Origin of the sequence: Methanoculleus formosensis, from assembly GCF_025384765.1 — an archaeon.
GTDB lineage: Archaea > Halobacteriota > Methanomicrobia > Methanomicrobiales > Methanoculleaceae > Methanoculleus > Methanoculleus formosensis.
This window is the reverse complement of record NZ_VHLL01000002.1, coordinates 423,339-445,022: the sequence shown is the minus strand read 5'-3', so window position 1 is coordinate 445,022 and position 21,684 is coordinate 423,339. Positions and strand designations below refer to the sequence as shown.

The following is a 21,684-nucleotide window of genomic DNA, read 5'->3' as shown; positions in this document are numbered from 1 at the left end:
GGGACCTTACACCCCCTCCCCCGGCCTTCCTGACCGGACCGGAATCATGTAGGGCGCCTCAAGATCCCGTTTCACCACCGCCTCGATGCCGTAGACCGACCTGAGCATCTCCTCGGTGAGCACCTCGTCCGGCGTCCCGTAGCCGTAGATCGCCCCGGCCTTCATCACCATGAGGCGGTGGCAGTAGGTGGCGGCGAGGTTCAGGTCGTGGAGTGCGACGACGATCGAGAGCCCCTTCTCCCCGGCAAGCCCGGAAAGGACCTCCATAGCGGCCATCTGGTGGCAGATGTCCAGGTTGCTCGTCGGTTCGTCGAGGAGGATTGCGCCGGTCTCCTGCACGAGCGCCCGGGCGATCATCACCCGCTGCCGTTCCCCGCCGGAGAGTTCGGCAATCTTGCGGAGCGCGAGGTCCCCGAGATCGAGGAGGTCGAGCGCGGCGATCACCTTCTCCTCGTCCTCCCGGGATACCGTCCAGTTCAGGTAGGGCCGCCTCCCCATCAGGACCGTCTCAAAGACCGTCGCGGAGGTTCGGTTCCCGGCCGACTGCGGCACGTAGGCCATCGCCTGCGCGACCTCGCGGCGGTGCATCGAGCGGATCTCGCGTCCATCGAGCCTCACCCTCCCCCCACCGGGCGTGAGCATCCCGTCGATGCACCGGATGAGCGTCGTCTTCCCGCATCCGTTCGGCCCGACGAGCCCGAGTATCTCGCCCGCGCCGACCGAGAACGTGATCCCGTGGAGCACCCGGCGGTCACGGTAGGCAAACGAGAGGTCTTCGACCGAGAGACGGGGCATCAGGTATCCCTCCGGCGCATGAAGAGGTAGATGAAGAACGGCACGCCGAGGAACGCGGTCACGATCCCGACGGGGAGGACCTGCGGCGCAAGGACGCTCCGCGCGATGCTGTCGGCACCAAGGAGGAGGAGAGCCCCGACGAGGCCGGAGGCGGGGAGGAGCGTGCGGAAGTCTCCTCCGATGACCATCCGGGTGATATGCGGGGCGACGAGCCCGATGAACCCGATCGTCCCGGTGAAGCAGATGATCACCGCGGTGATCAGGGAGGCGATCACCATGAAGACGATCATCGAGCGCTCGACAGGCACCCCGAGACCGGCTGCCACCTCGTCCCCTTCCGCGAGGGCGTTTAAGTCCCAGGAGCGGTAGAGGAGGTAGGGTATGGTGCAGGCGAGGACGATACTGACGATGGCGAGTTTCGGCCAGGTGGACTTGTCGACCGAGCCGAACGTCCAGAAGACCACCGCACGGAGTTGTTCGGCGCTGCCGATATACTGGAGCAGCGACGTCACCGCGGAGAAGAGGTACATGATGGCGATACCGGCGAGGACCATCGTCTCGGACCCGATCCCCCGGTAGCGGGCCATCCCGTAGATGGCGAGCGCGGCAAGCAGGGCGAAGAGGAAGGCGTTGCCGATGACGAGGTACTCCCCGCCGACGACCCCGGCGCCGAGGACGATCGCGATCGAGGCGCCGGTGGTGGCCGCCGAGGCGATCCCGAGGGTGAAGGGGCTCGCGAGCGGGTTTCGGAGGATCCCCTGCATGACCGACCCCGCCACCGCGAGCCCGAACCCGGCACAGACCGCGAAGAGCACCCGGTGGAGCCGGTAGTCCCAGATGATGATCCCGGCCATATCCGGGGCGGTGAATGTGCCGGGGAAGAGCCCGGCAAGGATCGCGAGGTAGGACTCGGCCACGGTGAACTCGGCCGACCCGAGCGTGACCGCGACGCCGATGAGGATGACGAGGGCGGCGAGGAGTCCGCCGATGAAGAGCGCCCGGTTTTTCTTCAGCCGGGCATACCCTGTCTGGATGGTGATGCTCTGCTCCATCTCTGCACCGGTCACGGGTAGACGAACGTCCCCTCGGACGCGAGGTCGAAGTCGATACCCTGGAACCCGGTGAGGTAACGCTGGTGGACAGCGTGCGGGTCGAGGTCGGCGAACCGGTCGGGGTAGAACCACTTCGCGAGGTAGGCGGTTCCGATGAAGTGCTGGGCGCCGCCGAGGATATCGGAGTGGATGACGTGGACGCGGTCGTCCTTCACCGCGGAGATCCTCGTCCACCCGGGCCGCTCGACGAGCGACGACCGGATCGCATCGAGTGCTTCGGGGTCGTGCCCCGCGTAGCCTCCGGCGGCCAGGCCCTGCCCGGCCAGTTTGACGACGACCTCCGGGTCCGCGACGATGATCGCCTCGGGGTCGACGACGGGGTACTCGGCGGTCCCGATGGCGAAGGGGTTTCGCCCTCCGGCGAGTTCGGTCTTCTCGTTGTAGCCCGCAGTGGCGGCGACGGTCGTGTAGTCGAACCAGTACTCGAAGTAGACCCGGGTCTTCTCATCGTCCGGGATCCCTGCCGTGCCGTCCCGGATCCGGTCCATCGTCGAGGCGTAGAAGGAGGCAAACTCCTCTCCCCGTTCGGTCTCGTCGACGATCGAGGCGATCGTGCGGATCTCGGTCTCATAGGTCGCGGGCTTGAAGCAGTCGAACCGGAAGATCCGGATACCGGGGCTGCTCGCCTCGAGCCTCTTCTGGATATCGTCGCAGGCCGCGGTGCTGATCGTCGCGTAGAGGAAGACCGCGTCCGGCCGCACGGAGACGACCTTCTCCATATCGGGTGACCAGATCGACCCGACGTTCGCCTTATCCCGGCATTCGGGGAAGAAGGTGCTCTTCTCGTGGCTGTACTTGTCGACAGCGACGATCTTCTCCATATCGAACCCGAGCGACCGGAGCGTCTCCAGGGACTCGCCGCTGAAGGTCACGACCCGGCGCAGGGGCCGGTAGAGCGTCACTGTCTGCCCCGAGGAATCGACGATCTCGCGGGGTCTTCCGTCCCAGCGGGCGTAGACCCAGGCGGCGTCGCGGATCTCGTCCCGGTCGAGGTCTCCCGTACCGCCCATATAGGCGGCGTCGAGGTAGGCGAGGGCTGCCGAGGTGTATTCTCCGGCGGCGAGCACCCCGTCGCCGTCACCGTCCCCCGGGATCCCCTCGCCCGCCGATGCCGGGACGGCGAGGAGCAGGACAAGGGCGAGAACGAGTAGGAGCCGCTTCACTGTCGACCACCCCGCCCGGCGATGAGGAGGGCGGCAACCGCTGCAAGAACCGCGAACGGCGATGCGGCCTCCTGTGCGGGAGGCTTCTCCCCGCGGCTCTCCGGTTCCGTCTCGATGCCGTCGACCGCGACGTGCGAGGCGGCTACCTCCCCGTCCGCTTCGCCGAGGAAGTTCTCCCACACACCGGTGATATCTCCGCTCCCGGAGGCGGGGGCCTGGATCTGGTAGGTTATCCGGGTCTCGTTCATCACGGCAAACCCGATCGACTGCTCCCGGACGGCGACCCGGTCGGCCGGGTGGTCGGTCCCCGCGAAGGCGTAGCCGGCGGGTAGCGTCTCGACCACCCCGCCGAGGTCGATGCCGTCGATCGAGAGCGAGACGGTAATGACCTCCCCGGCCCCCGGCTCGGCCGTGGAGAGCGTCCGGGTGACCGGTGCGCCGCAGACCACGGCCGGGATGAGCAAAGCGAGGAGAAGAAGGCAGAGGAGGCGGTTTTCCGGGAGGCCTATCATGGGTTTTCGTTTGTCGATCGGGTAATATGAATGTTTCTGATTGTGCTAACAAGTCTGAAGATGAGGTGATTTAGAGGATATCGCGATGCTCTCCGGTTGGTACGGATGACGCCCTGCCGCTCACAAACCCTCCGGCTCCCCAACAAGAAGGCGGCGCACCTCCTCCCCGGTATACCCGGACGCTTTCCCGGTCAGCCTCTCCACGTCGACGCGGATCACGGTCACTCCCCGGAGCGCCGCCTCGGGGTAAGACCAGTCCCCGGACCCGGCGTATTTCTCCATGAAAAGGTCGAAGATCCGGCTCTTCTCGGCAGCGTCCGTAACGAACGATGCGGTGCCGGTGCCGATGACGGAGATGTAGCGGGCCCCGAAGTCACACGCCCTCTCCGAGCGCACGAGTTCCACGCCGGTCTCGGTCTCGAAGCAGACCCTGTTGTTCCGCGAAAGGATCTCGATCTTCCTCCCCTCGCCTGCGGAGTGGAGATAGAGGCATTCTTCGGCGTAGACGAAGTTCATCGGCACCACGTAGGGCCATTCGCCGCCGGCAAGCCCGATCCTGCAGACGAACACCTCGCGGAGGACCGCGGCGAGGAGGGTCGGGTCGGCGATCTCCTTATCCTTTCGCCTCATCGCCTACAGCATCCCCTGCATCCCCATCGTGACGAGGAGCATCGCCGACGCCGCCGAGAGCAGGAAGATCGTCACCGCCCAGACGACCACGAATCCGACGATCGCGAGCGGACTCGTCTCCCGGTAGGGGACGAGCCCCTCGTTCATCCGTCGGGCCGTGGCCCAGGCATCGTAGACGCCCCAGGCCCAGATCGCCACGCCCGGAACGATCAGGAGGAAGAGGCCGAAGAGGCTCCCAAACAGCACCAGGACACCTCTCATGAACTGTCCGTTGTAGGCCTGGCCGAGGCCGTTGAAGAGGAGCGAGAGTCCTGCCGCAAACGCCGGGTTCTTCTTCTTCTCCCGCCGGGAGAGATCCGCCGCCGCTATCGCGTCCGCAAGCGAGACCGGTTCCGCCGAATCGCCGTGCATGATTGTCAGGTAGGCCCCGCGAGAGTATCAGTCTTTCCCGGCCTCAGGGCTGAGGGTACAACCGATCCCGCCTCCAGGTTCCGTCCTGCCGCGGCAGGCGGATCGCAACCTGCTATATACGGGCAGGACCGTATACGGGTGACGCCGGAGATGCGGGTCCGGGATTCGGGTGAGGGGATGGAGCAGGGCGCGGATGAGACCCGGGAGGGGACGAAAGCCAGGGCACGTGAGATCGTCGACCTCGTCCTCCCGGACGGCCTGATGATCTTCCTCGGCCTGGTGATGGCCCCGATCGTCATCATACCCCTTCTTGTCCCTTCTCTCCCCGGACCGGTCGCTGAATTCTTCACGATGGTCGATACGACGATCATCGTCATCTTCGTCCTCGAATACGTCCTCAAACTGGGCCTCGCCGAGGACCCGGTGAGTCACTTCCTGGACCGCTGGCATCTCCTCGACCTCGCCATCATCATGCTCCCGCTCCTTGAGGTGTTGCCGGTCGCCGGCTCGACCCTTGCACGGTCCTCTCCCACGCTTCGGCTCCTCCGGGTTGTCCGGGTGGCGGCGGCCGGCGGGCGGTCCGTGGAGCGGCGGATCGAGCCGGCAGTCTCCGCCGCCGGGCCGGCACCGCCCGCGGTCTCGACGATGCGGATCCGGGGGATGGTGGAGGGCGACGGAGAAGGGGAGTTCACCCCGGCCGGGATGAAGGAGCGCCTCGGCGACCCCTCGACCGGGGCCTGGTTCGATATCTCCGGCGTATCCCGGCCGGATCTCCCCGTGCTCTCCGATATCCTCGATCTGCCTGCCGCCTACTTCGAGAGCCGGCTGATGCGGCCGTCGCACCCGGGGATCACGTTTGCCGGCACGACCCGGCTCATCTTCGTGCAGGAGCCGGAGCGGACGTTCCAGTCCCGGCGAGGAGTGCGGGTCCCGGTCGTGACGAACACCGGGCTCGTCATCGTGCACCGGGAAAAGACGATCGTCACTGTCTCAAAGGCGGCGGCCCGGGCCGGCCCCGGCGGGAACGCAACGGTCGGAGCGCCTCTTGATGCCCGGGTCCTCTACGGGACCCTTGACGGGATCAACGAGAAGTACGCGCGGATCCTCACGGAGATGGAGGCAGAACTGATCCGGCTCGAGAGCACGCCGAGCAACGAGATGCCGGAGAACTTCCTCGAGACGGTCTTCCAGTTCAAACGGGTGAGCAGCATCCTCGCCGCAAGCCTCTTCCACCAGAAGGCGGTGGCGGCGAACATCGCGCGGAGCATCCCCGGAGAGGGGTCGTGGGCGGGGGAGAAGAGCGTCTTTGACGCCCTCGCCGACGAGACGGCGTACCTGCACGAGACCGCCGGGAATCTCCGGGAAGGGCTCCTTTCCCTCATCGACGTCCACATCAACACCGTCTCCTACGAGATGAACCGGGCGATGCGGGTGATCGCCGTCCTCTCGGCTCTGGTGCTGATCCCGACCCTGATCGGGCAGACGCTCGGGATGAACATCCTTGGAACGCCGTTTGCCCTGAGCCTCTGGGAGGTGACCGCCTGGACCGTCATATCGATGCTCGTGGTCGGGTGGATCTTCTACCGGCTGGGATGGCTGAGGTGAGCGCCGGAACACCCGCCGCCGGATCCGGGGCGACCGTGGCCGATGAACCCACGGCGAAAGACCGGTGTCTGCAGGTCGGGGCGTCGAGAACCGCTACCGGTCAAACACCTTCTCGATCCGCACCCGCCGCCCGAGTCTCGTCTCGTACCACTCCTGCTGCTTCAAGGCCTGCTTCAGGCTCCGGATACGGTGGCGGACCCGCGTTCCCGTCGCCGTATCGATCAGTACCAGTCTTGGCATCGTGCGCTCCTCATCGGTGCATGGAGTTCGACTCCGGGGATTACGAACGTTTCCTTTTGGGATCGCCCTCTGGTGATGTCTCCGTTATCTATTGTGCCGGGGCGCATAAACCCGGCAGGATACGGTCGCCACGTTCAAGTCAAATCCATCGCCGGATGGCAGTCCTCTGGAACCTGAGGAAAGATTTATCCTCCTATATATCATCTCCACCATCGGGTGAGTCAGAGTGAGAAGTTCAGCTTACTGTGGGTACTGCGGACGGGAGTTCTTACTGAAAGAGCGGGCCGCCGGCGGAAGCGTGCCATACTGCAGCGCTGAGTGCCTGGAAGCGGCGAAGCAGGATGCTAAAGATGGGCCCCGCCCGGAGAGAGTCCTGGTCTCGGGTCGGTCGCCCTGGAGCAGGTAATCCTCTGGAAGATGGTCGCCCCGCCATGAAGCGGGCTGGAGCAGCGTTAGCCATCGAAAGGGGGATTTCAGTTTAGCAGCGTGTCCCATGTGGTAATCCCTCAACGTCTTCGCGGACGGAGACGGGAGAAAATAGCAGGAGAATAACAGAGCGCCGCCAACAGGACTCGAACCTGTGACATGCTGGTTAACAGCCAGCCACTCTACCAACTGAGTTATGGCGGCACGGGATAGTGCTCTATAATGTCTCGACTGAATCGTATTAAACGTTACGGGCATTCTCTTTCTGGATAACCCGGAGAAGCCCGATCAGTTCATCGACCTCGGTGTCCAGGGTGACGAGAAGGTCGGCCGCGAGCGGCGTCGCCACCGCGCCGGCCGGCGAGGCGCGGATATAGCCCTCCTGTTCGAGGATCCGCAGGGAGTAGCGAACCCGGTGGTAGGGGAGATCCAGGATCTCGGCAAGTTTCATGATGCCGATTGGCTGGTGCTCCACGACCGCCCGAATCACTTCCAGGTGCCTTGAGACGAGTTCAATCTCGGACTTTATCTTCGTCAGCATGGGTTTGCCTGCGTGGATGCCCACGCGCACTATTATGGTTGTTCGTGCAGCCAGACCTTCGTCCGGGTATAGTGCTTCCGGAACGATAGAGAGAGGACCGCCCCTACCGCAAGGAGGATAAGGCCGATCGTAAGGCCGGTGGTCCCCTCGGGCGCGAACCGGAAGAGGACGAAGACACCCATGGCGAAGCAGAGGACGATGACGTTGAGCATGAGCGTCAGCATGATGAACTTTGCCTTGAAGACCTGTTTGGTTCCCTCATCCATTATTCATACTTGAACGCGGGGGTAAAAGTACTTGTGGTTTCAACGGAAGAGTTGGTAAGATGAATGGACTGGATTCGGCTATCCGGGATGCAGGTGCAGCGGCATACGCGGCCTACGGCTCGTCTATGGACGCCGGCGTGCGCTACCTGACCCGGTTCCGCACCACCGATCCCGTGGTCTACGTCCAGAGACCGGGCGAGCGCGGGATGATCGTCGTGCCGCAGATGGAGCATGAACGTGCCGTCCGCGAATCGACGGCGGCGGTCATCACCCGCGCTCACGCGGGCTACCTCGATTACGTCAAGGCCGGAGAGCCGCGCTGGCGCGCGACCGCCCACATGATCGCCGACCTCGCCGGCGGCCCCGTCCTCGTCCCCGCGAACTTCCCGCTTGCCCTCGCGAGGGAACTCGAATCGTTCCAGCCGGTCGTGCTCGATGAGCGCGGAACGGTCGACGCGATGCGGGCGGTCAAGACGCCGGAGGAGATCGAGCGGATACGCTCGGTCCAGCGGGCCACCGAGGCCGCGATGAAGCGCGGGGCCGCGCTCATCCGGGGCTCTGCTCCGAAAGGTGGCGTCCTTTACCGGGACGGCGCGCCCCTCACCTCTGAGGCCGTCCGCGCCGAGATGCACGCCTGCCTTCTCGCCCACGGCTGCCGCGCGACCGAGACCATCGTCTCCTGCGGTCTCGACACCGCCCTTCCGCACAGTTCCGGCGCAGGATCGCTCCGGGAGAACGAACCGATCGTCATCGACATCTACCCGCAGGACGAACTGACCGGCTACCACGCCGACATGACCCGGACGTTCGTGAAGGGCGAACCGTCCCCCGCGATCCGGGAGATGTACGAGGCCGTCAAGGACGCAAAAGCCAACGCCGCATCGATGCTCCGTGCCGGTGCCGTCGGCGCCGACCTCTACCGCGCAACGGTCGAATTCTTCCGCGACCGCGGCTACGAGAGCAACACGCAGGGGTTCACCCACAGCCTCGGTCACGGCGTCGGGCTCGAGGTGCACGAAGAGCCGTCGCTCGGCCCCCAGGGCGGGGCGCTCGTCCCGGGAAACGTCGTCACGATCGAACCGGGGCTCTACTACCCCGGGACCGGCGGCGTCCGCCTGGAGGATATGGGCGCGGTGACAGAGACCGGCTTTGACCGGTTCACCCAATACAGAGAGGAGCTCACACTATGATCATGGATGACGGTGTCTACGATGCCTACCGGGAAGCAGGGGCGCTGGCAAGGAGAGTGCTCCGCCGGGGTGCGGGGCTCGTGAAAGAGGGGGCGTTCCTTCTCGATATGGTCGAAGAGACGGAGAATATGGTGGCCGAAGAGGGGGCGCTGCTCGCCTTCCCCCTGAATGTCTCCTCGAACGAGGCCGCGGCGCACGACACCGCCATGCCCGGCGACGAGCGGGTCTTCGCCCGGGGCGACCTCATCAAGGTCGATCTCGGGATACACGTCGACGGTTACATCGCCGACACCGCCATGACCGTCGACCTCGGCGACCACGGCCCGCTCGTCGAGGCGTCCCGGGCTGCCCTCGAGGCGGCGATCAACGCCGTCCGGCCGGGAGTCGTCACGGGAGACCTCGGAGCGGCCATCCAGGCGGTGATCGAGGAGCACGGCTACAAACCGGTCGGCAACCTCACCGGGCACGGCCTTGACCGCTACGACCTCCACGGGAAGCCCATGATCCCGAACGTCGCGATGAACGGCGGCACCGTCCTCGAGGAGGGGATGGTCTTTGCAATCGAGCCCTTCGCCACAACGGGGTCGGGGAAGGTCGCTGAGGCGGCGCGGGTGGAGATCTATAAACAGATCGCAGCCCGGCCCGCACGCCTCCCGTCGGCAAGACGGATCCTTGAGACCGCCCGGCCGCGCCGGGGGCTCCCGTTCTCCCGCCGCTGGATTCCGGGCGACAAGGTCGAGATCGGGCTCTCCACGCTCGTGCGGAACGGGACGCTCCATCCCTTCCCCGTGCTGCACGACCTGCCGGGCTCGTTCGTCTCGCAGGCGGAGCACACCATGATCGTCACCGCCGATGGGTGCGAGGTCACCACCCGGTGAGCTACGCTTATTGAGGCCGCGCGCAAATATGTCTGCTCATAATATGACCGGCGACACAGGTACACGTGACGTCCTCGCTATCATGGAACTCCTGCTCACCGCGGAGATATTCAACCGGAACGAGGAACTCGACATCAACGACCTCAGCCCGCGCTGCCGGGAGTTCTTCGGTGCCGGGAGCGGCGGAAACCGCGAGGTGAAGCGTCCCCTGACTGTGAGCGAGGGGGCGATCAGGAAGGTGTTCGAGACCCCGGACTCCGCCCGCCAGGCGGTTCGCGCAAACCCGTTCGTCGGCTACGATGAGTTCGGGCAGCGGCTGAGTCTGCCCTCGCTCGATACGGCAGCGGGGTGGTTCCTCAAGAAGGGCGGAAAGGAGAGGATCGGGGCGAACCCCGTTCTCGCGTACTTCTTCGACGGGAAAGACGGTTTCGAGGTCAGCTACCGCGAAACCCGGGCGAGAAACCGCCGGTTCGAGGATTCACGGGAGTACGTGGAGGGGAGGGTCTCGCGGATCATCGCCGAGAGCGAGGAGATGCGGGAGGCCCGCGACCTCATCATCATCAGCGCGCCGGACGAGGTCGAGTACTCGCTTGCGAAGCTGGTCTGCACCCCACGCCAGGAGGAGATGATCAAGAAGATCGCCGTCGCCCTCGAGCACCGCGACTACCTGAAGCGGCACGGCATCTACGAGTTCGGCAGGCTCCTCTTCGTCGGCCCGCCCGGAACCGGGAAGACCTCGCTTGCGCTCGCGATGTCGCAGGAACTCCACATGCCGGTGCTCGAGGTCCGTCTCGCGATGGTCACCTCCCAGTACCTCGGCGAGACATCGAAGAACATCGACCGGATCTTCGATCTCGCGAAGAAACTCAGCCCCTGCATCCTCTTCATCGACGAGTTCGACTTCGTCGCGAAGACCCGGGTCAGCGACGATCACGGCGCGATGAAGCGTGCGGTGAACATGCTCCTCAAGAACATCGACCAGATCAGTTTCGTCAAGAACGGCGTCCTCCTCATCGGGGCGACGAACCACCCGAGGATCCTCGACGAGGCGGCCTGGCGGCGGTTCGACGAGGTCGTCGAGTTCCCGCTCCCCGACCAGGCGATGCGGCAGGCGATCCTCGAGAAGGTCGCCGCCACGATCGAGTGCGACTGTGACTTCGCGGACCTTGCCGCCCGGACAGAGGGGTTCTCTGGCTCTGACCTGCGGATGATGATGAAAGAGGCGGTGATCTCGGCGCTGATGGAGGACCGGCACCGGGTCGACCCCGTGGACATCGAGCAGGGGCTCCTCCGGGCGGAGGAGCGAAACGTCATCCGGGCCGGGCGCTGAGATGCGGATCACGCTGCTCGGGACCGGGGACGCTATCGGGACGCCGAAGGTGGGTTGCGACTGCGAGAACTGCCGGGCGATGGTCGCGGCGGGGAACTCAAGGCTCCGGACCTCCCTCCTCATCGAGACGGATGGGAGACACATCCTCATCGAGTCGTCCCCGGATCTCCGCCAGCAGCTCCTCCGGGCCTGCTCTCCCCACATCGACGCTGTCCTCTGGTCGCACGGCCACTACGACCACTTCATCGGGTTTGGTGAGTTTTACCGGGTGCAGAAGATGCCGCCGGCCTACGCGCCGCCGCCGGTGATGGACTACTGCTCGCGATATCTCCACTTCCTGCCGTTCGAGAAGCACCCGGTTCCGGTCTACGAACCGTTCGACCTCTTCGGCGTGACGTTCACGTATTTCGAGGTGAACCACCCGCCGGTCTACACCTGCGGGCTCCTCCTCGAGCACGACGACGTGACGGTCGCCTACACCGCCGACACAAGGGAGGATATCCCGGAGGCAAGCCGCGACCTCCTCGAAAAGACCGATATCGACCTCCTCTTCGTCGACGCCATCGCCCCCGAGAGTTACAATATCACCAAGCACATGAACTACACCGAGGCGGTCAGGTTCGCCCACGACGTCGGGGCGAGGGACTACCGGTGCGTCCACATGAGTCACATGGTCCCGCCGGGGATGCCGCACGCCGGGTACGACATGGAGACGTTCTGCTGGGAGTAGGCCGGCGGAGGTTTTACCCATCTGTGCACCTGCTCCAGTGAGCATAGTTGGGGTGACGGCCTCCTGCAGATCTCTCGCTCAAAACTTCCGATAAACCCTGCTCCGGTGCCCGACTGCGATGACATGGATCACCAGGAGGTCGTCTATGATCGAGAGAATTGCCCGGTAATCCCCGACCCGGAGTGAGTAGAACGGGGGTTTGCTCGCTCCCTTCAATCGTTTGAGATACTTTTTCGGGTTGGTCTCGCCAGCGAGCGATGCAATTTCTTCGCCTATCTTGACTGCTATGGGTCGCGGAATGCTCCTGAGATCATGACGGGCCGCTGCGGTGATGACCACACGGTAGGTCATTCCTCCTTCAGCTCCGCCATGACCTCCTCTAAGGTGTAGACTCTTCCGGCCCTGAGATCCTCAAGCGATCGCTCGATTCTCTGGATCGCCTCTTCGCTGAGCGGCTCTTCGTCGATTGCCATCTCGGCCAGGCGCTCGATCACCTCGTTGTAAGATTCCCGGGGATGGACTTTCAGGGCGTTGAGCCGGTCCCTGAGTTCTACGTCGATCTTGATGGTGGTGCTCGTCATACTGAGGTATACTCAGGTTTACCTGATGAAGGTTTGCATGGATGTGTCGGGTGTGTTGTGTGGTTTCCTGCGGAGGTGTTCAGGGTATCGGAGATCGTTGCCAGGGGATGGCCCCTTCACCGCAACTCCTCGATCTTCCACCCGAGATAGTCCCGTATCACCGTGAACGCCAGCCCCGGCGGGATCGCCCCCTGCTCGGTGACGATCAGGTCGACGTACTCCGCGGGCGTCACGTCGAAGGCCGGGTTCCTGACCCGCACGAAGGGGAGCTCCTTTGCCACCTCTGCCGGGAGCACCTCGGCTGTGTCCCGTTCCTCAATCTCGATCAGTTCACCGAGGATCGTCCTCGGCGCGAACTTGTAGGTCTCGGCCGCCACGATGACGTTCGTCCGGGCCTCGTGTGCGGCGTGAGCAATCTGGGCGGTCCCGATCTTGTTCACCACCGCGCCGTTCACTGCGATAGCGTCGGCGCCGACGAAGACGAGATCGACGTCGTTAATGAAGTAGCGGACCGCCGAATCGACGATGTAGTTCGTCCGGATACCGGCGTCGTTCAACGTCCGGATCGTGATGAGCCCCTGGCCGCGGGGACGAACTTCCGTCGCGTAGACCTCGACCTCCTTCCCCTGCCGGTGGGCCTCCAGGATGCACCCGAGCGCCGCCTCCGAGTTGCAGTGGGTCATGAGAACGTCGCCGTCGGAGATGTGACGTGCCCCGATCTCCGCTATCCGCTCGATCGCGTGCTCCGAGTGCTCGACGAACTCCGCCGCGCTGAGAAGGAGTGCGTCCCGTGCGGCCTCCACCGAGTCGAACGAGTCGAGCGCCCGCATCACGGAGCGCACAGCGTTCGGGAGCGAGACGGCGGTCGGCCGGGTTCCGGTGAGGAGATCGGCTGCCTCCTGCATCTCCTGCTTGAAGGTCTCGGGGTCGGATACATCGAGATTTCGGGCATAGTCGGCCAGTGCCTCCACCGCAGCCCGGGCGATCCTGCCGGCGCCCCGGATCTCCATATTCTTTATACTTGCTGCCGTCTCACTCAGTAACATAGATCCTCATTGAAGAGAGGACAAGAGACTACATAGATTTATTGACGTGAAAATATGTCGGTAGCCGTTGTTTTTGATAGTGCGGGCACACTTCTGCGGACTTACCGGGTAGCGCGCGACATCCTCAACGATGAGATGCTGACCGAGGTCGAGACCACGACCATCACCTTCGGGTCGGAAGCGCGAGTGCTCGTCGTCCTCCACCTCCACTCCCGGGACGTCATGGAGGCGCCGGAGGACCAGTGCCTCTCCGAGTTCTTCCTCTCCCGGTCGGTCGGGTTCGGGGTGGCCTGCTCCCGCCGGGTCATCCCCGCCGAAGAGGTGGGGAACCTCCTCTACAACGACGAGCGTGCCCGCATCGGCGACCTGCAGGCATGCATCCGGCAGGTCTGGAGCTGCTGCAAGAGAGAGTCGATCGTCACCATGAACAGCGGCGTGATCCTGAACATGGACATCCCCGGCATCGAGTTCACGGTGACGACCGGCGGAAGGCCGTTCGAGGGCGCGAGAGAGACCGTCAGCGAGCTGCACCGGATGGGTGTCCCCGCATACATCGCGTCCGGCGACCGCGTCGCGAAGCTCGAGCGGATGGGCGATTACCTCGGTATCCCCCGGGAGAGGGTCTACGGCGTCGCGACCCCCTCGATGAAGGCACGGATCGTGGAGGACCTCAAAGAGCAGTACGACAAAGTTGTTATGGTTGGAGATGCCATCAACGACTTGAACGCCTTTCGGAGAGCGGATCTCGCGGTGCTCACCGAACAGCAGTCTGACCGGAAACCGGCCGTCCTTTATGCAAGCGTGGATCGGGTGATCCACAACGTCAGCGAGGTGCCCGGTATCGTGGCAGAACTCCTCGCGGATACCGCGGCGCCCGGGAAAAGTGCAACAATATAAACCCTAATATGATCCCAGATGAAGATTAGTTTAACGAGGACCTCAGGATGACCCCACTTATTACAGTTAAGAACCTTTGCATGGAGTTTAACGGGACTGCCGTGCTGAAAAATATCAATTTTGAGGTGGCGGAGGGAGAGACCGTCGGTATCATCGGCAGGAGCGGCGCCGGTAAGACCGTTCTCATGCACCTCATGCGAGGTGTCGACCAGCCCCCGACAGGGGGCGCGATCATCTATCACGTCGCCGTCTGCAATGGATGCGATCATGTCGATGTCCCGAGCGAGGCGGGAAAGCCGTGTCCCATCTGCACCGGGACACTCGAGCTCGCGGACGTCGATCTCTGGGCGGAAGATAACGCGACGATGAAACGGCGGATCATGCGCAGAACCGCCATCATGTTCCAGCGGACGTTCGCGCTCTACGGCGACGACCGGGTGATCGAGAACGTCCTGCGGGCGCTCGACGACGTCGGCTACCCGGGTGAGAAGGCCGTCAGCAGGGCCGCCGACCTGATCGACCAGGTCAGGCTCTCCCACCGGATGATGCATATCGCCCGCGACCTCTCCGGCGGCGAGAAGCAGCGGGTGGTGCTCGCACGGCAGCTCGCGAAGAATCCGTTCATCCTCTATGCGGACGAACCGACCGGGACGCTCGACCCGGAGACCGCCACGCTCGTCCACCGGATGCTCATCGAGAGCGCCCGGGAGAACGATATGGGAATGATCGTCACGTCTCACTTCTCAAACGTCATCGAGGATGTGGCCGATCGAGCAATCCTCCTTGAAAACGGAGAGATCAAGGGAATCGGCGCCCCCGGTGAAGTCATCGACCGGTTCATGGAGGACTACAGCGACGTCGCAGAGCGCCAGACCGGGGAGGTCGGTGAGAAGATCCTGATCGCCCGCGACGTAGTCAAGCGCTACCTCTCGGTCGACCGGGGCGTCGTCCGGGCGGTCAACAGCGTCTCGTTCGAGGTCGCCGAGAAAGAGATCTTCGGGATCATCGGGAAGAGCGGGGCGGGCAAGACGACCCTATCGCGGATCATATCCGGGATCCTTGAGCCCACCAGCGGCGAGATGAACATCCGGATCGGCGACGACTGGATCGACATGACGAAACCCGGCATCGAGAACCGCGGCCGGGCAAAGGGCTACATCGGGCTCCTCCACCAGGAGTACGACCTCTACCCGCACAGGACGGTGCTCGATAACCTCACCGACGCCATCGGCCTTGAATTCCCGAAAGAACTCGCGATGAGGAAGGCTATCATCACCCTCGGGATGGCCGGGTTCACCCCCGAGAAGAGCAAGGAGATCCTGGACCGCTATCCTGGAGAGCTCTCCGAGGGCGAGAAGCACCGGGTGGCCCTCGCCCAGGTGCTGATCCGGGAGCCTCTGCTCGTCGTCCTCGACGAACCGACAGGAACCATGGATCCGATCACGAAGATCGACGTGAAGCACTCGATCCTCCACGCCCGCGAGGAGATGGACGAGACGTTTATTGTGGTCTCGCACGACATGGAGTTCGTGAAAGACATCTGCGATCGCGTCGCCCTCATGCGGGGAGGCAAGATCATCAAGCTGGGGCCGACAGCTGAGGTGCTTGCCCATCTCACCGAGGATGAAAGAACGGTGATGGGGGGCGGCGGAGCCGCCTGAGGTGCACGTAATGGAGATCCATCTGGACGGCAAACGCATCTCGGTTCCGGCGGGTTCTCTGCTCGGCGACCTCCTCCCTGAACGGGATGAGGAATGCAGCGTCGCCGTCATCCGCCCGGCGCTCGTTGAAGATGAAGCCGAGTCGCAGGAGGTCAGGTTCACCACCCCGGCAGGCGATCTGGTCGTCGAGGTGGCGAAGACCGCGGCGGTCTCCTCCCTCCTCCGCCCGGAGGTTGCAGAACGGCTCCGCCTGCACTGGCAGGACCGGTACGCCGCAGCCTTCGGGCAGTTCGAGTCCGACGTCCGCCCGGCACGCCGTCCGGGCCGGTACGAGCGCGGGGACGTGATCCTCGGGTGCGGGGGCTACGATCCCTCCCGGTCCTACCTGATCTTCGCGCGGATGGGGCATACCGCCGACTACGGCGCCCCGGAGGACGGCGGCGTCATCGGCAAGGTCGTCACCGGCCGGGGTTTGCTCGACCGGCTCGCCGATGGCGACCGGATCACCGGTGTCGAGCGGGTATTCCGGCGTGTCGACCGTTCAAACGTCATCGTCACCCGCGACGCGAACTTCCCGCTCGAAGACGGGATGCAGCTCGTCTCCTACGTGGAAGCGGAGGTGCAGGGTTCCGGAAAGGACGGGACCGATACCGGCACCGCCCGGAGCGTCGAGCACTTCCTCCTCTCCGTGCAGGGCGGCAGGTTCAGGGTGGCCTCCTCAAGCAGCACCTACGTTGCCGACACGCACCTGGTCCCAACCCGGGTTCCGGCAGAACTCTCCGGCCCGAGGCTTGAAGGCACCGTCACGGTCCGGACCGCCGGGAAATCCCCCGGAGGGGTCTACATCTACACCCAGGGCGTCTCGGCAAGCCCGGCGCACACCGTCGTCGGGAGGGTCATCCACGGCATCGAACTCGTCAGGTTTGCCGGGGAGGGCGATCTCTTCGCTTTCCGTGCGGAACCGGAACAGTTCGATCTCGTCGGCCTCTCGCTCGCCGAGGCGAAAGCGGTCGCCGCCCGGCGCGGCGTCTCCCTCGCCGCCGACGCGGCCGAAGGCGATCGCATCGTGGTCGCCCAGACCCCGGCAACGACGCTCGAGGTGCTGGCCGGCGGCGAGGTCCGGCTTGAGACGGTGCCTGCCGAGAACGTCGTCAGCATCACCCTCGATGAGGCGGCCGCACCCCGGTCGGTCACGATCTTCCGTGAGGTGACCGGGCTCAAGCACCACAGCGTCGGGAAGATGCCGCTCGTCTTCGTCTTCGAGGACGTCTTCCTCTTCAAGCCGAAGATCGGAAAGGGTGTCGGGATCATCCCGGAGAACACGCCGACCGGGGAGGTGCCGGCCTACACTCTCGCGATGACGAACGACTCCCGGCGTGGCGCGGGCATGGTCGGCATCCGGACCACGCCGAACGCCGAGTTCGGCCCGACGTCCGAGCCGCTCACCGGCACGAACGTCATCGGGAAGGTGCTCGATGCGGGGAACCTTGCCGGGATGCGCGAAGGAGCCACGGTATACGTGAAGGAGGTGAAGTGATGGCCGAATATACCCCGGATTACGTGGGCACGGTGACCAAATACGTCTTCGTCGAGTCCCCGACGATGACGCCCGGCGAACTCGCGCTCAGGGCCTACGAGGCCTCAGAAGGCGTCCTCATCAAGGAGACGTGTTTCGGTCTTCAGGTGACGGGCGAACCGGAGTCTGTCGACCGCCTCCTCGAGGAGATCCGCTCGTTCGACCCGACCCATATCTTCGTCAAGGACCGGGGGTTCCCTCCCGGGGACCCGAGACGCTGCCGGGCGAACCTCGGCGGGGCGAGGCCGGGCTATCTCGGCCACGAACGAGAGTTCCGCCTCCTGCGCTACATCACCCGCGGGCTCGAGGAGCTCGGGCGGCGTGAAGGAGACGAGGCGGAACCGGCACCGCCCGAGACGAAACCAAAACTCGATATCAAGCGACTACAAGAACTGATAGATTCAGAGGAGTCCTGAATACAATGGCAAAGGTGTTTATCTACCCTGCAACGAGCCTCATCCTCTCCGACCTGGTGGCCCGGTTCGGCCATAAGCCGCTCGGTGCAGCCCTCGGTATCCGGGAGAGGATACAGACCGCCGGGGTAGACTCCCCGCCCCTGCAGATCACTCCCGAAGAACCCAAGCGCGGCCTGAAGTACGCGGCCGTCGAGGTGCCGTCCGGCGTTCGGGGACGGATGGCGATCTACGGCCCCCTCATCGAGGAGGCCGAGGCCGCGATCATCGTCACCGAGGCGGACTTTGCGTTCGGGTGCATGGGATGCGCCAGAACCGATGAGTTGATCCTCTTCACTCTCCGCCAGAGCGGGATCCCGATCCTGGAACTGGAGTATCCGAGAGATGAAGACGAGGGCATCCGGTTCGTCGCCGCCGTCAAGAAATTTCTTGCAGGTCTCGAGGACGGAGGTGAAGCGTGAAGAAAGTACGGATCGCCCAGCTCACCTGCGGGGCGGAGTATAGCGGCGTCCAGAAGGAGATCTATGACGCCGCCGAGTCGGTGGGTGCGGAGGTCTTCTTCCCCGATATTGCTCTAGGCGATGTGGAGCGTGCGGTCAAGAAGTTCGGGCTGGACGTCAAGAGCGCCGATCTGAAACTGATGATCGCCCGGGCCATGGCCCTCGTGGAGGGGAAGGTGGAGGCGGACGGGGTCTTCATCGGCACCTGCTTCCGGTGCGCCGAGGCGGCGATCGTCAGAAACGAACTCCGGCGGTACATCCCCGAGAACTCGAAACTCTCGGTGGTGAGTTACTCCTTCACCGAGCGGACGACCGCGGGGACCCTCCTCACCAGGATGGAGGCCCTGACGACCATCGCCCGCCGGAGAGCGCTTCTTGCCCGCGAGGAGCAGACCGGGATCACGATGGGCGTCGATTCCGGGTCGAGCACGACGAAGGCCGTCGTGATGAAGGACAACGAGATCGTCGGCACCGGGTGGCACCCGACGACCGAGGTGCTCAAGAGCGCCGAGAGCGCGGTCTCGGACGCGCTTGAGATGGCGGGCCTTACCCGCGAGGATATCCAGGCCATCGGCACCACCGGATACGGCCGGTTCCTGATCGGGAAGCATCTCGGTGCGGAACTCATCCAGGAGGAGCTGACGGTGAACTCGAAGGGTGCCGTCTACCTCGCCGGTCACCAGCGGGGCGCCTCGACCGTCATCGACATCGGCGGGATGGACAACAAGGCGATCAGCGTCATCGACGGCATCCCGGGCACCTTCACGATGGGCGGGATCTGCGCCGGCGCAAGCGGGAGGTTCCTGGAGATGACCGCAAAACGGCTCGGTATCGATATCACCGAGCTTGGCCCCCTTGCGATGAAGGGCATGGGCAAGAACGTCCCGATGAACAGTTACTGCATCGTCTTCGGGACGCAGAGCCTGGTGAACGCCCTCGCGGCAGGGAGTTCGCCCGAGGACGTGGCGGCTGCGGCCTGCCACAGCGTCGCGGAACAGGTCTTCGAGCAGCAGTTGCAGGAGGTCGACATCAAAGAGCCGGTGATCATGGTCGGCGGCACCTCGCTGATCGAGGGGCTGGTCTACGCGATGGGCCAGCTCCTGCAGACCGAGGTCGTCGTCCCGCCCCATTCGCAGTACATCGGCGCGGTCGGAGCCGCCCTGCTCGCGTCGGGATTCATCAAAGGAGAGTAGATGCCCCCGTTGAACTACTTCGTGGTCGAGTCGCCGGACGAGGTCGGAAGGGTCGCTTACGAGCGGGTCGCAGGCGACGTCCTCCAGGACCTGGACCTCATCAAGGTGATCGACCGGCTGCATATCTACGTCGACCCGAAGGTGCCGATCTTCGTCGCGGCGGGGCTGCTCCGCCATATGCCGCGTGAGATCCGGGTTGCCGACTTTGCCAACGTCAACCGCGGCGAGAAAGAGGTCGTCCTCGATATCAGCGACGAGACCTATCTCGCGCCGCTCCTCCAGAAACTCTGGGTGATCTACGGCAAGGAGCACGTCGACCAGCCCGACCGGTTCACCATCGTTCTTCCGGCGGGGATGGCCGGGGACGAGAACCTCGACCGGCTGGTGGTGGCCGACCCGAGCGAGACCCTGTACAAGGACGTCATCTACGCGCTCCAGTACATCGCTCCCGAGGGGTTCAAGGTCCGGCGCCAGTACATCCGGGAAGGAAAGTTTTACTATGTGGCGAGCGAGGATACCCTGCCGACCGATATCGTGGAGACGGCGGTCGTGCCGCTCTTTGAGAAGATGGGGGTGACGCTATGACGACACTGGTGCCGGTGACCTACAAGGGAGGCGTCTACCGGCACGACGAGATCATGGACCTGATCGACGACCTCGGGGGTTACATCGTCCAGAAGCACGTCATGGCCCAGGACGTCGTGCTCCAGTCGTTCGTGCCGCGCGACGATATCGAGTTGATACGCAGGATCGCAAAACCACTCGCCGGCGAGGTGGTCGAGGCGCCCCTCGTCGGGACGGAGATCGCCGTCGTGAGCCCGAGCCTTGAGATCCATCACCTCCCTCACATCTCCTGCGATATCGCCGAGTATCTCAGGCGGTCGGGCGCGAAGACCAACATGGTCGGGCTCGCGAGAGGGTTCGGGAAACGGATTGCAAACTTGAACGACGAGGAGCGGGACGTCATCAACGAGCACGATCTCGCCGTCTACGCGCTCGGCAACTTCGAGGAGTGCATCCGGAAGAAGTTCCCGGCGATCCGCCGGGAGATCGATGTGCCGATCGTGGTGACCGGCGCGCCCGACCGCGAGGCCCTGATGCGGGTGATCGACCCGCCCGTCGAGGGATACGTGGGCGGGATCGGCAGGATCATGCACCGGTTCAAGCGCCCCGAGGAGCTCGGGAAACTCGATGAACTGGTGGACGAGGTCTCCCGCGTCCTGGACGCCCGGCGGGACGCTCTCGCAAAAGACCCGCTCTCCGTCTTCCCGCCCCGCCTGATGGCAATCATCGAGGAGCAGATCCACGAGGTCAGCATGCTCACGCACCCGACGCCGGTGACCGCCCAGATGGAGGGGCTCCGGGTGAAGCTCCCCTACGATTCGTATGCCGACGACGTGCGGTCGCTTCCTGTCGCCGAAGGGGTGACGGTCGGTGATATCGCCGACGTCACGCCGTCGAGGATGCGCAACTACATATTGATCCGGATTAAACCATTCTCGGAGACAAGAATACTGGTGTAGATGCGATGGATTTCGAGAAAGTACTCACGAAGGTTGTGGAGCGGGGGTCGGACGTCTTCGCGGAGGACCTCCTCCGGGAGATCGAGAACGAGTACGGCCGGGTCCCCCTGATCTTTGAGCGGATGGCGGAACGCCCCGAGATCCTCATCTCACACCTCCTCTACAAGGGCGCCGTCGTCGAGACCAGCCAGCTCGAACCGAAGATGATCGAGTTGATCAGCCTCGCGGTGGGCGCCGCCCTCAAGTGCAGCCATTGCGTGGAGTATCACCTGCAGTCCGCGATGGCGAAGGGCGCGACCCGGGCTGAGATCCTCGAGGTGATCCTGATCGCGGGGATGCTCGCGAACTCCGCAGTCCTCGCGGACGCCTACCGGGTAGTGAACGGCACGGGTTCGGCTCCCTGCCCCTCCTGCGACATCAACGGCACGGGCCTGGATAAGACCTGTTCTGATAGATAACCTCCTG

26 protein-coding genes and 1 tRNA gene are annotated in these 21,684 nt (G+C 64.3%); 14 read left to right on the top strand and 13 right to left on the bottom strand.

The annotated features are described in order from the left end of the window. Positions 1 to 6: 6 nt before the first annotated feature. The 6 genes from FKB36_RS05695 to FKB36_RS05670 all read right to left on the bottom strand — a co-directional run bounded on the left by FKB36_RS05695 (position 7) and on the right by FKB36_RS05670 (position 4,623). Positions 7 to 795: an ABC transporter ATP-binding protein gene (locus FKB36_RS05695; RefSeq protein ID WP_261597071.1), complete on the bottom strand. Its 789-nt coding sequence runs from the start codon at positions 793 to 795 to the stop codon at positions 7 to 9. Then, on the bottom strand, positions 795 to 1,847 hold the full coding sequence (locus FKB36_RS05690; protein WP_261597070.1) for a FecCD family ABC transporter permease: 1,053 nt from the start codon (positions 1,845 to 1,847) through the stop codon (positions 795 to 797). The genes FKB36_RS05695 and FKB36_RS05690 overlap by 1 nt, the downstream gene beginning before the upstream one ends. A gap of 11 nt (positions 1,848 to 1,858) precedes the next feature. Then, on the bottom strand, positions 1,859 to 3,070 hold the full coding sequence (locus FKB36_RS05685) for an ABC transporter substrate-binding protein (protein ID WP_261597069.1): 1,212 nt from the start codon (positions 3,068 to 3,070) through the stop codon (positions 1,859 to 1,861). Further along, positions 3,067 to 3,582 (bottom strand): hypothetical protein, encoded by a 516-nt coding sequence (locus FKB36_RS05680; protein WP_261597068.1) that lies wholly within the window; start codon positions 3,580 to 3,582, stop codon positions 3,067 to 3,069. The genes FKB36_RS05685 and FKB36_RS05680 overlap by 4 nt, the downstream gene beginning before the upstream one ends. A 120-nt stretch (positions 3,583 to 3,702) precedes the next feature. Continuing rightward, positions 3,703 to 4,212, bottom strand: coding sequence for a pyridoxamine 5'-phosphate oxidase family protein (locus tag FKB36_RS05675; RefSeq protein WP_261597067.1), 510 nt, complete (start codon positions 4,210 to 4,212; stop codon positions 3,703 to 3,705). Between the two features lie 3 nt (positions 4,213 to 4,215). After that, positions 4,216 to 4,623 (bottom strand): hypothetical protein, encoded by a 408-nt coding sequence (locus tag FKB36_RS05670; RefSeq protein WP_261597066.1) that lies wholly within the window; start codon positions 4,621 to 4,623, stop codon positions 4,216 to 4,218. 150 nt (positions 4,624 to 4,773) lie between these two features. Here FKB36_RS05670 and FKB36_RS05665 point away from each other — a divergent pair, with 150 nt between their 5' ends. Beyond that, positions 4,774 to 6,228, top strand: a complete 1,455-nt coding sequence (locus tag FKB36_RS05665; protein ID WP_261597065.1) for a CorA family divalent cation transporter — start codon at positions 4,774 to 4,776, stop codon at positions 6,226 to 6,228. A 93-nt stretch (positions 6,229 to 6,321) separates the two neighbouring features. Here FKB36_RS05665 and FKB36_RS05660 read toward each other — a convergent pair whose 3' ends face one another. The 4 genes from FKB36_RS05660 to FKB36_RS05645 form a co-directional block, all read right to left on the bottom strand. Beyond that, on the bottom strand, positions 6,322 to 6,468 hold the full coding sequence (locus FKB36_RS05660) for a hypothetical protein (protein WP_261597064.1): 147 nt from the start codon (positions 6,466 to 6,468) through the stop codon (positions 6,322 to 6,324). A 557-nt stretch (positions 6,469 to 7,025) separates the two neighbouring features. Then, a tRNA-Asn gene (locus tag FKB36_RS05655) sits at positions 7,026 to 7,098 on the bottom strand. 37 nt (positions 7,099 to 7,135) lie between these two features. Beyond that, positions 7,136 to 7,435 (bottom strand): hypothetical protein, encoded by a 300-nt coding sequence (locus FKB36_RS05650; protein ID WP_261597063.1) that lies wholly within the window; start codon positions 7,433 to 7,435, stop codon positions 7,136 to 7,138. A 32-nt stretch (positions 7,436 to 7,467) separates the two neighbouring features. Next, positions 7,468 to 7,701 carry a hypothetical protein gene (locus tag FKB36_RS05645; RefSeq protein ID WP_261597062.1) on the bottom strand — a complete coding sequence of 78 codons (234 nt, stop codon included), beginning with the start codon at positions 7,699 to 7,701 and terminating at the stop codon, positions 7,468 to 7,470. Between the two features lie 59 nt (positions 7,702 to 7,760). On the opposite strand from FKB36_RS05645, the gene FKB36_RS05640 reads away from it, so the two are divergent. From FKB36_RS05640 to FKB36_RS05625, 4 genes are read left to right on the top strand one after another with little or no spacing between them, the layout of a single operon-like run. Then, a complete protein-coding gene (locus FKB36_RS05640; RefSeq protein WP_261597060.1) occupies positions 7,761 to 8,891 on the top strand; it encodes a M24 family metallopeptidase in 1,131 nt (376 codons plus the stop codon). Continuing rightward, a complete protein-coding gene (gene map / locus FKB36_RS05635; protein WP_261597059.1) occupies positions 8,888 to 9,769 on the top strand; it encodes a type II methionyl aminopeptidase in 882 nt (293 codons plus the stop codon). Before FKB36_RS05640 ends, map begins: the two co-directional genes overlap by 4 nt. A gap of 43 nt (positions 9,770 to 9,812) precedes the next feature. After that, complete coding sequence (locus FKB36_RS05630) at positions 9,813 to 11,099, top strand: ATP-binding protein (protein ID WP_261597232.1); 1,287 nt, start codon at positions 9,813 to 9,815, stop codon at positions 11,097 to 11,099. A 1-nt stretch (position 11,100) separates the two neighbouring features. Further along, complete coding sequence (locus tag FKB36_RS05625) at positions 11,101 to 11,829, top strand: MBL fold metallo-hydrolase (RefSeq protein ID WP_261597058.1); 729 nt, start codon at positions 11,101 to 11,103, stop codon at positions 11,827 to 11,829. 78 nt (positions 11,830 to 11,907) lie between these two features. Here the strand turns inward: FKB36_RS05625 and FKB36_RS05620 are convergent, their stop codons facing one another. The 3 genes from FKB36_RS05620 to FKB36_RS05610 form a co-directional block, all read right to left on the bottom strand. Beyond that, complete coding sequence (locus FKB36_RS05620) at positions 11,908 to 12,180, bottom strand: type II toxin-antitoxin system RelE family toxin (RefSeq protein ID WP_261597057.1); 273 nt, start codon at positions 12,178 to 12,180, stop codon at positions 11,908 to 11,910. Further along, the gene (locus FKB36_RS05615) at positions 12,177 to 12,410 is read right to left on the bottom strand and encodes a DUF7557 family protein (RefSeq protein WP_261597056.1); all 234 of its coding nucleotides are present in this window, start codon (positions 12,408 to 12,410) and stop codon (positions 12,177 to 12,179) included. The genes FKB36_RS05620 and FKB36_RS05615 overlap by 4 nt, the downstream gene beginning before the upstream one ends. A gap of 116 nt (positions 12,411 to 12,526) precedes the next feature. Next, complete coding sequence (locus FKB36_RS05610) at positions 12,527 to 13,456, bottom strand: ribose 1,5-bisphosphate isomerase (protein ID WP_261597055.1); 930 nt, start codon at positions 13,454 to 13,456, stop codon at positions 12,527 to 12,529. Between the two features lie 54 nt (positions 13,457 to 13,510). On the opposite strand from FKB36_RS05610, the gene FKB36_RS05605 reads away from it, so the two are divergent. Genes FKB36_RS05605 through FKB36_RS05565 form a run of 9 tightly spaced genes read left to right on the top strand, consistent with a single transcriptional unit; the run spans position 13,511 to position 21,677 of the window. Then, positions 13,511 to 14,353, top strand: coding sequence for an HAD family hydrolase (locus FKB36_RS05605; RefSeq protein ID WP_261597054.1), 843 nt, complete (start codon positions 13,511 to 13,513; stop codon positions 14,351 to 14,353). A 47-nt stretch (positions 14,354 to 14,400) separates the two neighbouring features. After that, positions 14,401 to 16,014, top strand: coding sequence for a methyl coenzyme M reductase system, component A2 (gene atwA / locus FKB36_RS05600; RefSeq protein WP_261597053.1), 1,614 nt, complete (start codon positions 14,401 to 14,403; stop codon positions 16,012 to 16,014). 10 nt (positions 16,015 to 16,024) lie between these two features. Further along, complete coding sequence (gene mmp3, locus FKB36_RS05595) at positions 16,025 to 17,551, top strand: methyl-coenzyme M reductase-associated protein Mmp3 (RefSeq protein WP_261597052.1); 1,527 nt, start codon at positions 16,025 to 16,027, stop codon at positions 17,549 to 17,551. Then, complete coding sequence (locus tag FKB36_RS05590) at positions 17,551 to 18,006, top strand: methanogenesis marker 6 protein (protein WP_261597051.1); 456 nt, start codon at positions 17,551 to 17,553, stop codon at positions 18,004 to 18,006. Before mmp3 ends, FKB36_RS05590 begins: the two co-directional genes overlap by 1 nt. 5 nt (positions 18,007 to 18,011) lie before the next feature. Next, entirely contained in the window at positions 18,012 to 18,464 is a 453-nt protein-coding gene (locus tag FKB36_RS05585) for a methanogenesis marker 5 protein (RefSeq protein ID WP_261597050.1), read from the top strand. Further along, positions 18,461 to 19,696: a methanogenesis marker 15 protein gene (locus tag FKB36_RS05580; RefSeq protein WP_261597049.1), complete on the top strand. Its 1,236-nt coding sequence runs from the start codon at positions 18,461 to 18,463 to the stop codon at positions 19,694 to 19,696. The genes FKB36_RS05585 and FKB36_RS05580 overlap by 4 nt, the downstream gene beginning before the upstream one ends. Continuing rightward, complete coding sequence (locus FKB36_RS05575; RefSeq protein ID WP_261597047.1) at positions 19,697 to 20,281, top strand: methanogenesis marker 17 protein; 585 nt, start codon at positions 19,697 to 19,699, stop codon at positions 20,279 to 20,281. It begins immediately after the preceding gene. Next, positions 20,278 to 21,219 carry a methanogenesis marker 7 protein gene (locus tag FKB36_RS05570; RefSeq protein ID WP_261597046.1) on the top strand — a complete coding sequence of 314 codons (942 nt, stop codon included), beginning with the start codon at positions 20,278 to 20,280 and terminating at the stop codon, positions 21,217 to 21,219. The genes FKB36_RS05575 and FKB36_RS05570 overlap by 4 nt, the downstream gene beginning before the upstream one ends. A gap of 5 nt (positions 21,220 to 21,224) precedes the next feature. Beyond that, positions 21,225 to 21,677 carry a carboxymuconolactone decarboxylase family protein gene (locus FKB36_RS05565; protein WP_261597045.1) on the top strand — a complete coding sequence of 151 codons (453 nt, stop codon included), beginning with the start codon at positions 21,225 to 21,227 and terminating at the stop codon, positions 21,675 to 21,677. Positions 21,678 to 21,684 lie beyond the last annotated feature (7 nt).

Bases quoted from the DNA above. Each gene is read 5' to 3' on its own strand.
- FKB36_RS05695 (WP_261597071.1), bottom strand. From the start codon at position 795: ATGCCCCGTCTCTCGGTCGAAGACCTCTCGTTTGCCTACCGTGACCGC.
- FKB36_RS05690 (WP_261597070.1), bottom strand. From the start codon at position 1,847: ATGGAGCAGAGCATCACCATCCAGACAGGGTATGCCCGGCTGAAGAAA.
- FKB36_RS05680 (WP_261597068.1), bottom strand. From the start codon at position 3,582: ATGATAGGCCTCCCGGAAAACCGCCTCCTCTGCCTTCTTCTCCTCGCT.
- FKB36_RS05675 (WP_261597067.1), bottom strand. From the start codon at position 4,212: ATGAGGCGAAAGGATAAGGAGATCGCCGACCCGACCCTCCTCGCCGCG.
- FKB36_RS05670 (WP_261597066.1), bottom strand. From the start codon at position 4,623: ATGCACGGCGATTCGGCGGAACCGGTCTCGCTTGCGGACGCGATAGCG.
- FKB36_RS05665 (WP_261597065.1), top strand. From the start codon at position 4,774: ATGCGGGTCCGGGATTCGGGTGAGGGGATGGAGCAGGGCGCGGATGAG.
- FKB36_RS05660 (WP_261597064.1), bottom strand. From the start codon at position 6,468: ATGCCAAGACTGGTACTGATCGATACGGCGACGGGAACGCGGGTCCGC.
- FKB36_RS05650 (WP_261597063.1), bottom strand. From the start codon at position 7,435: ATGCTGACGAAGATAAAGTCCGAGATTGAACTCGTCTCAAGGCACCTG.
- FKB36_RS05645 (WP_261597062.1), bottom strand. From the start codon at position 7,701: ATGGATGAGGGAACCAAACAGGTCTTCAAGGCAAAGTTCATCATGCTG.
- FKB36_RS05640 (WP_261597060.1), top strand. From the start codon at position 7,761: ATGAATGGACTGGATTCGGCTATCCGGGATGCAGGTGCAGCGGCATAC.
- map (WP_261597059.1), top strand. From the start codon at position 8,888: ATGATCATGGATGACGGTGTCTACGATGCCTACCGGGAAGCAGGGGCG.
- FKB36_RS05630 (WP_261597232.1), top strand. From the start codon at position 9,813: ATGACCGGCGACACAGGTACACGTGACGTCCTCGCTATCATGGAACTC.
- FKB36_RS05625 (WP_261597058.1), top strand. From the start codon at position 11,101: ATGCGGATCACGCTGCTCGGGACCGGGGACGCTATCGGGACGCCGAAG.
- FKB36_RS05620 (WP_261597057.1), bottom strand. From the start codon at position 12,180: ATGACCTACCGTGTGGTCATCACCGCAGCGGCCCGTCATGATCTCAGG.
- FKB36_RS05615 (WP_261597056.1), bottom strand. From the start codon at position 12,410: ATGACGAGCACCACCATCAAGATCGACGTAGAACTCAGGGACCGGCTC.
- FKB36_RS05610 (WP_261597055.1), bottom strand. From the start codon at position 13,456: ATGTTACTGAGTGAGACGGCAGCAAGTATAAAGAATATGGAGATCCGG.
- FKB36_RS05605 (WP_261597054.1), top strand. From the start codon at position 13,511: ATGTCGGTAGCCGTTGTTTTTGATAGTGCGGGCACACTTCTGCGGACT.
- atwA (WP_261597053.1), top strand. From the start codon at position 14,401: ATGACCCCACTTATTACAGTTAAGAACCTTTGCATGGAGTTTAACGGG.
- mmp3 (WP_261597052.1), top strand. From the start codon at position 16,025: ATGGAGATCCATCTGGACGGCAAACGCATCTCGGTTCCGGCGGGTTCT.
- FKB36_RS05590 (WP_261597051.1), top strand. From the start codon at position 17,551: ATGGCCGAATATACCCCGGATTACGTGGGCACGGTGACCAAATACGTC.
- FKB36_RS05585 (WP_261597050.1), top strand. From the start codon at position 18,012: ATGGCAAAGGTGTTTATCTACCCTGCAACGAGCCTCATCCTCTCCGAC.
- FKB36_RS05575 (WP_261597047.1), top strand. From the start codon at position 19,697: ATGCCCCCGTTGAACTACTTCGTGGTCGAGTCGCCGGACGAGGTCGGA.
- FKB36_RS05570 (WP_261597046.1), top strand. From the start codon at position 20,278: ATGACGACACTGGTGCCGGTGACCTACAAGGGAGGCGTCTACCGGCAC.
- FKB36_RS05565 (WP_261597045.1), top strand. From the start codon at position 21,225: ATGGATTTCGAGAAAGTACTCACGAAGGTTGTGGAGCGGGGGTCGGAC.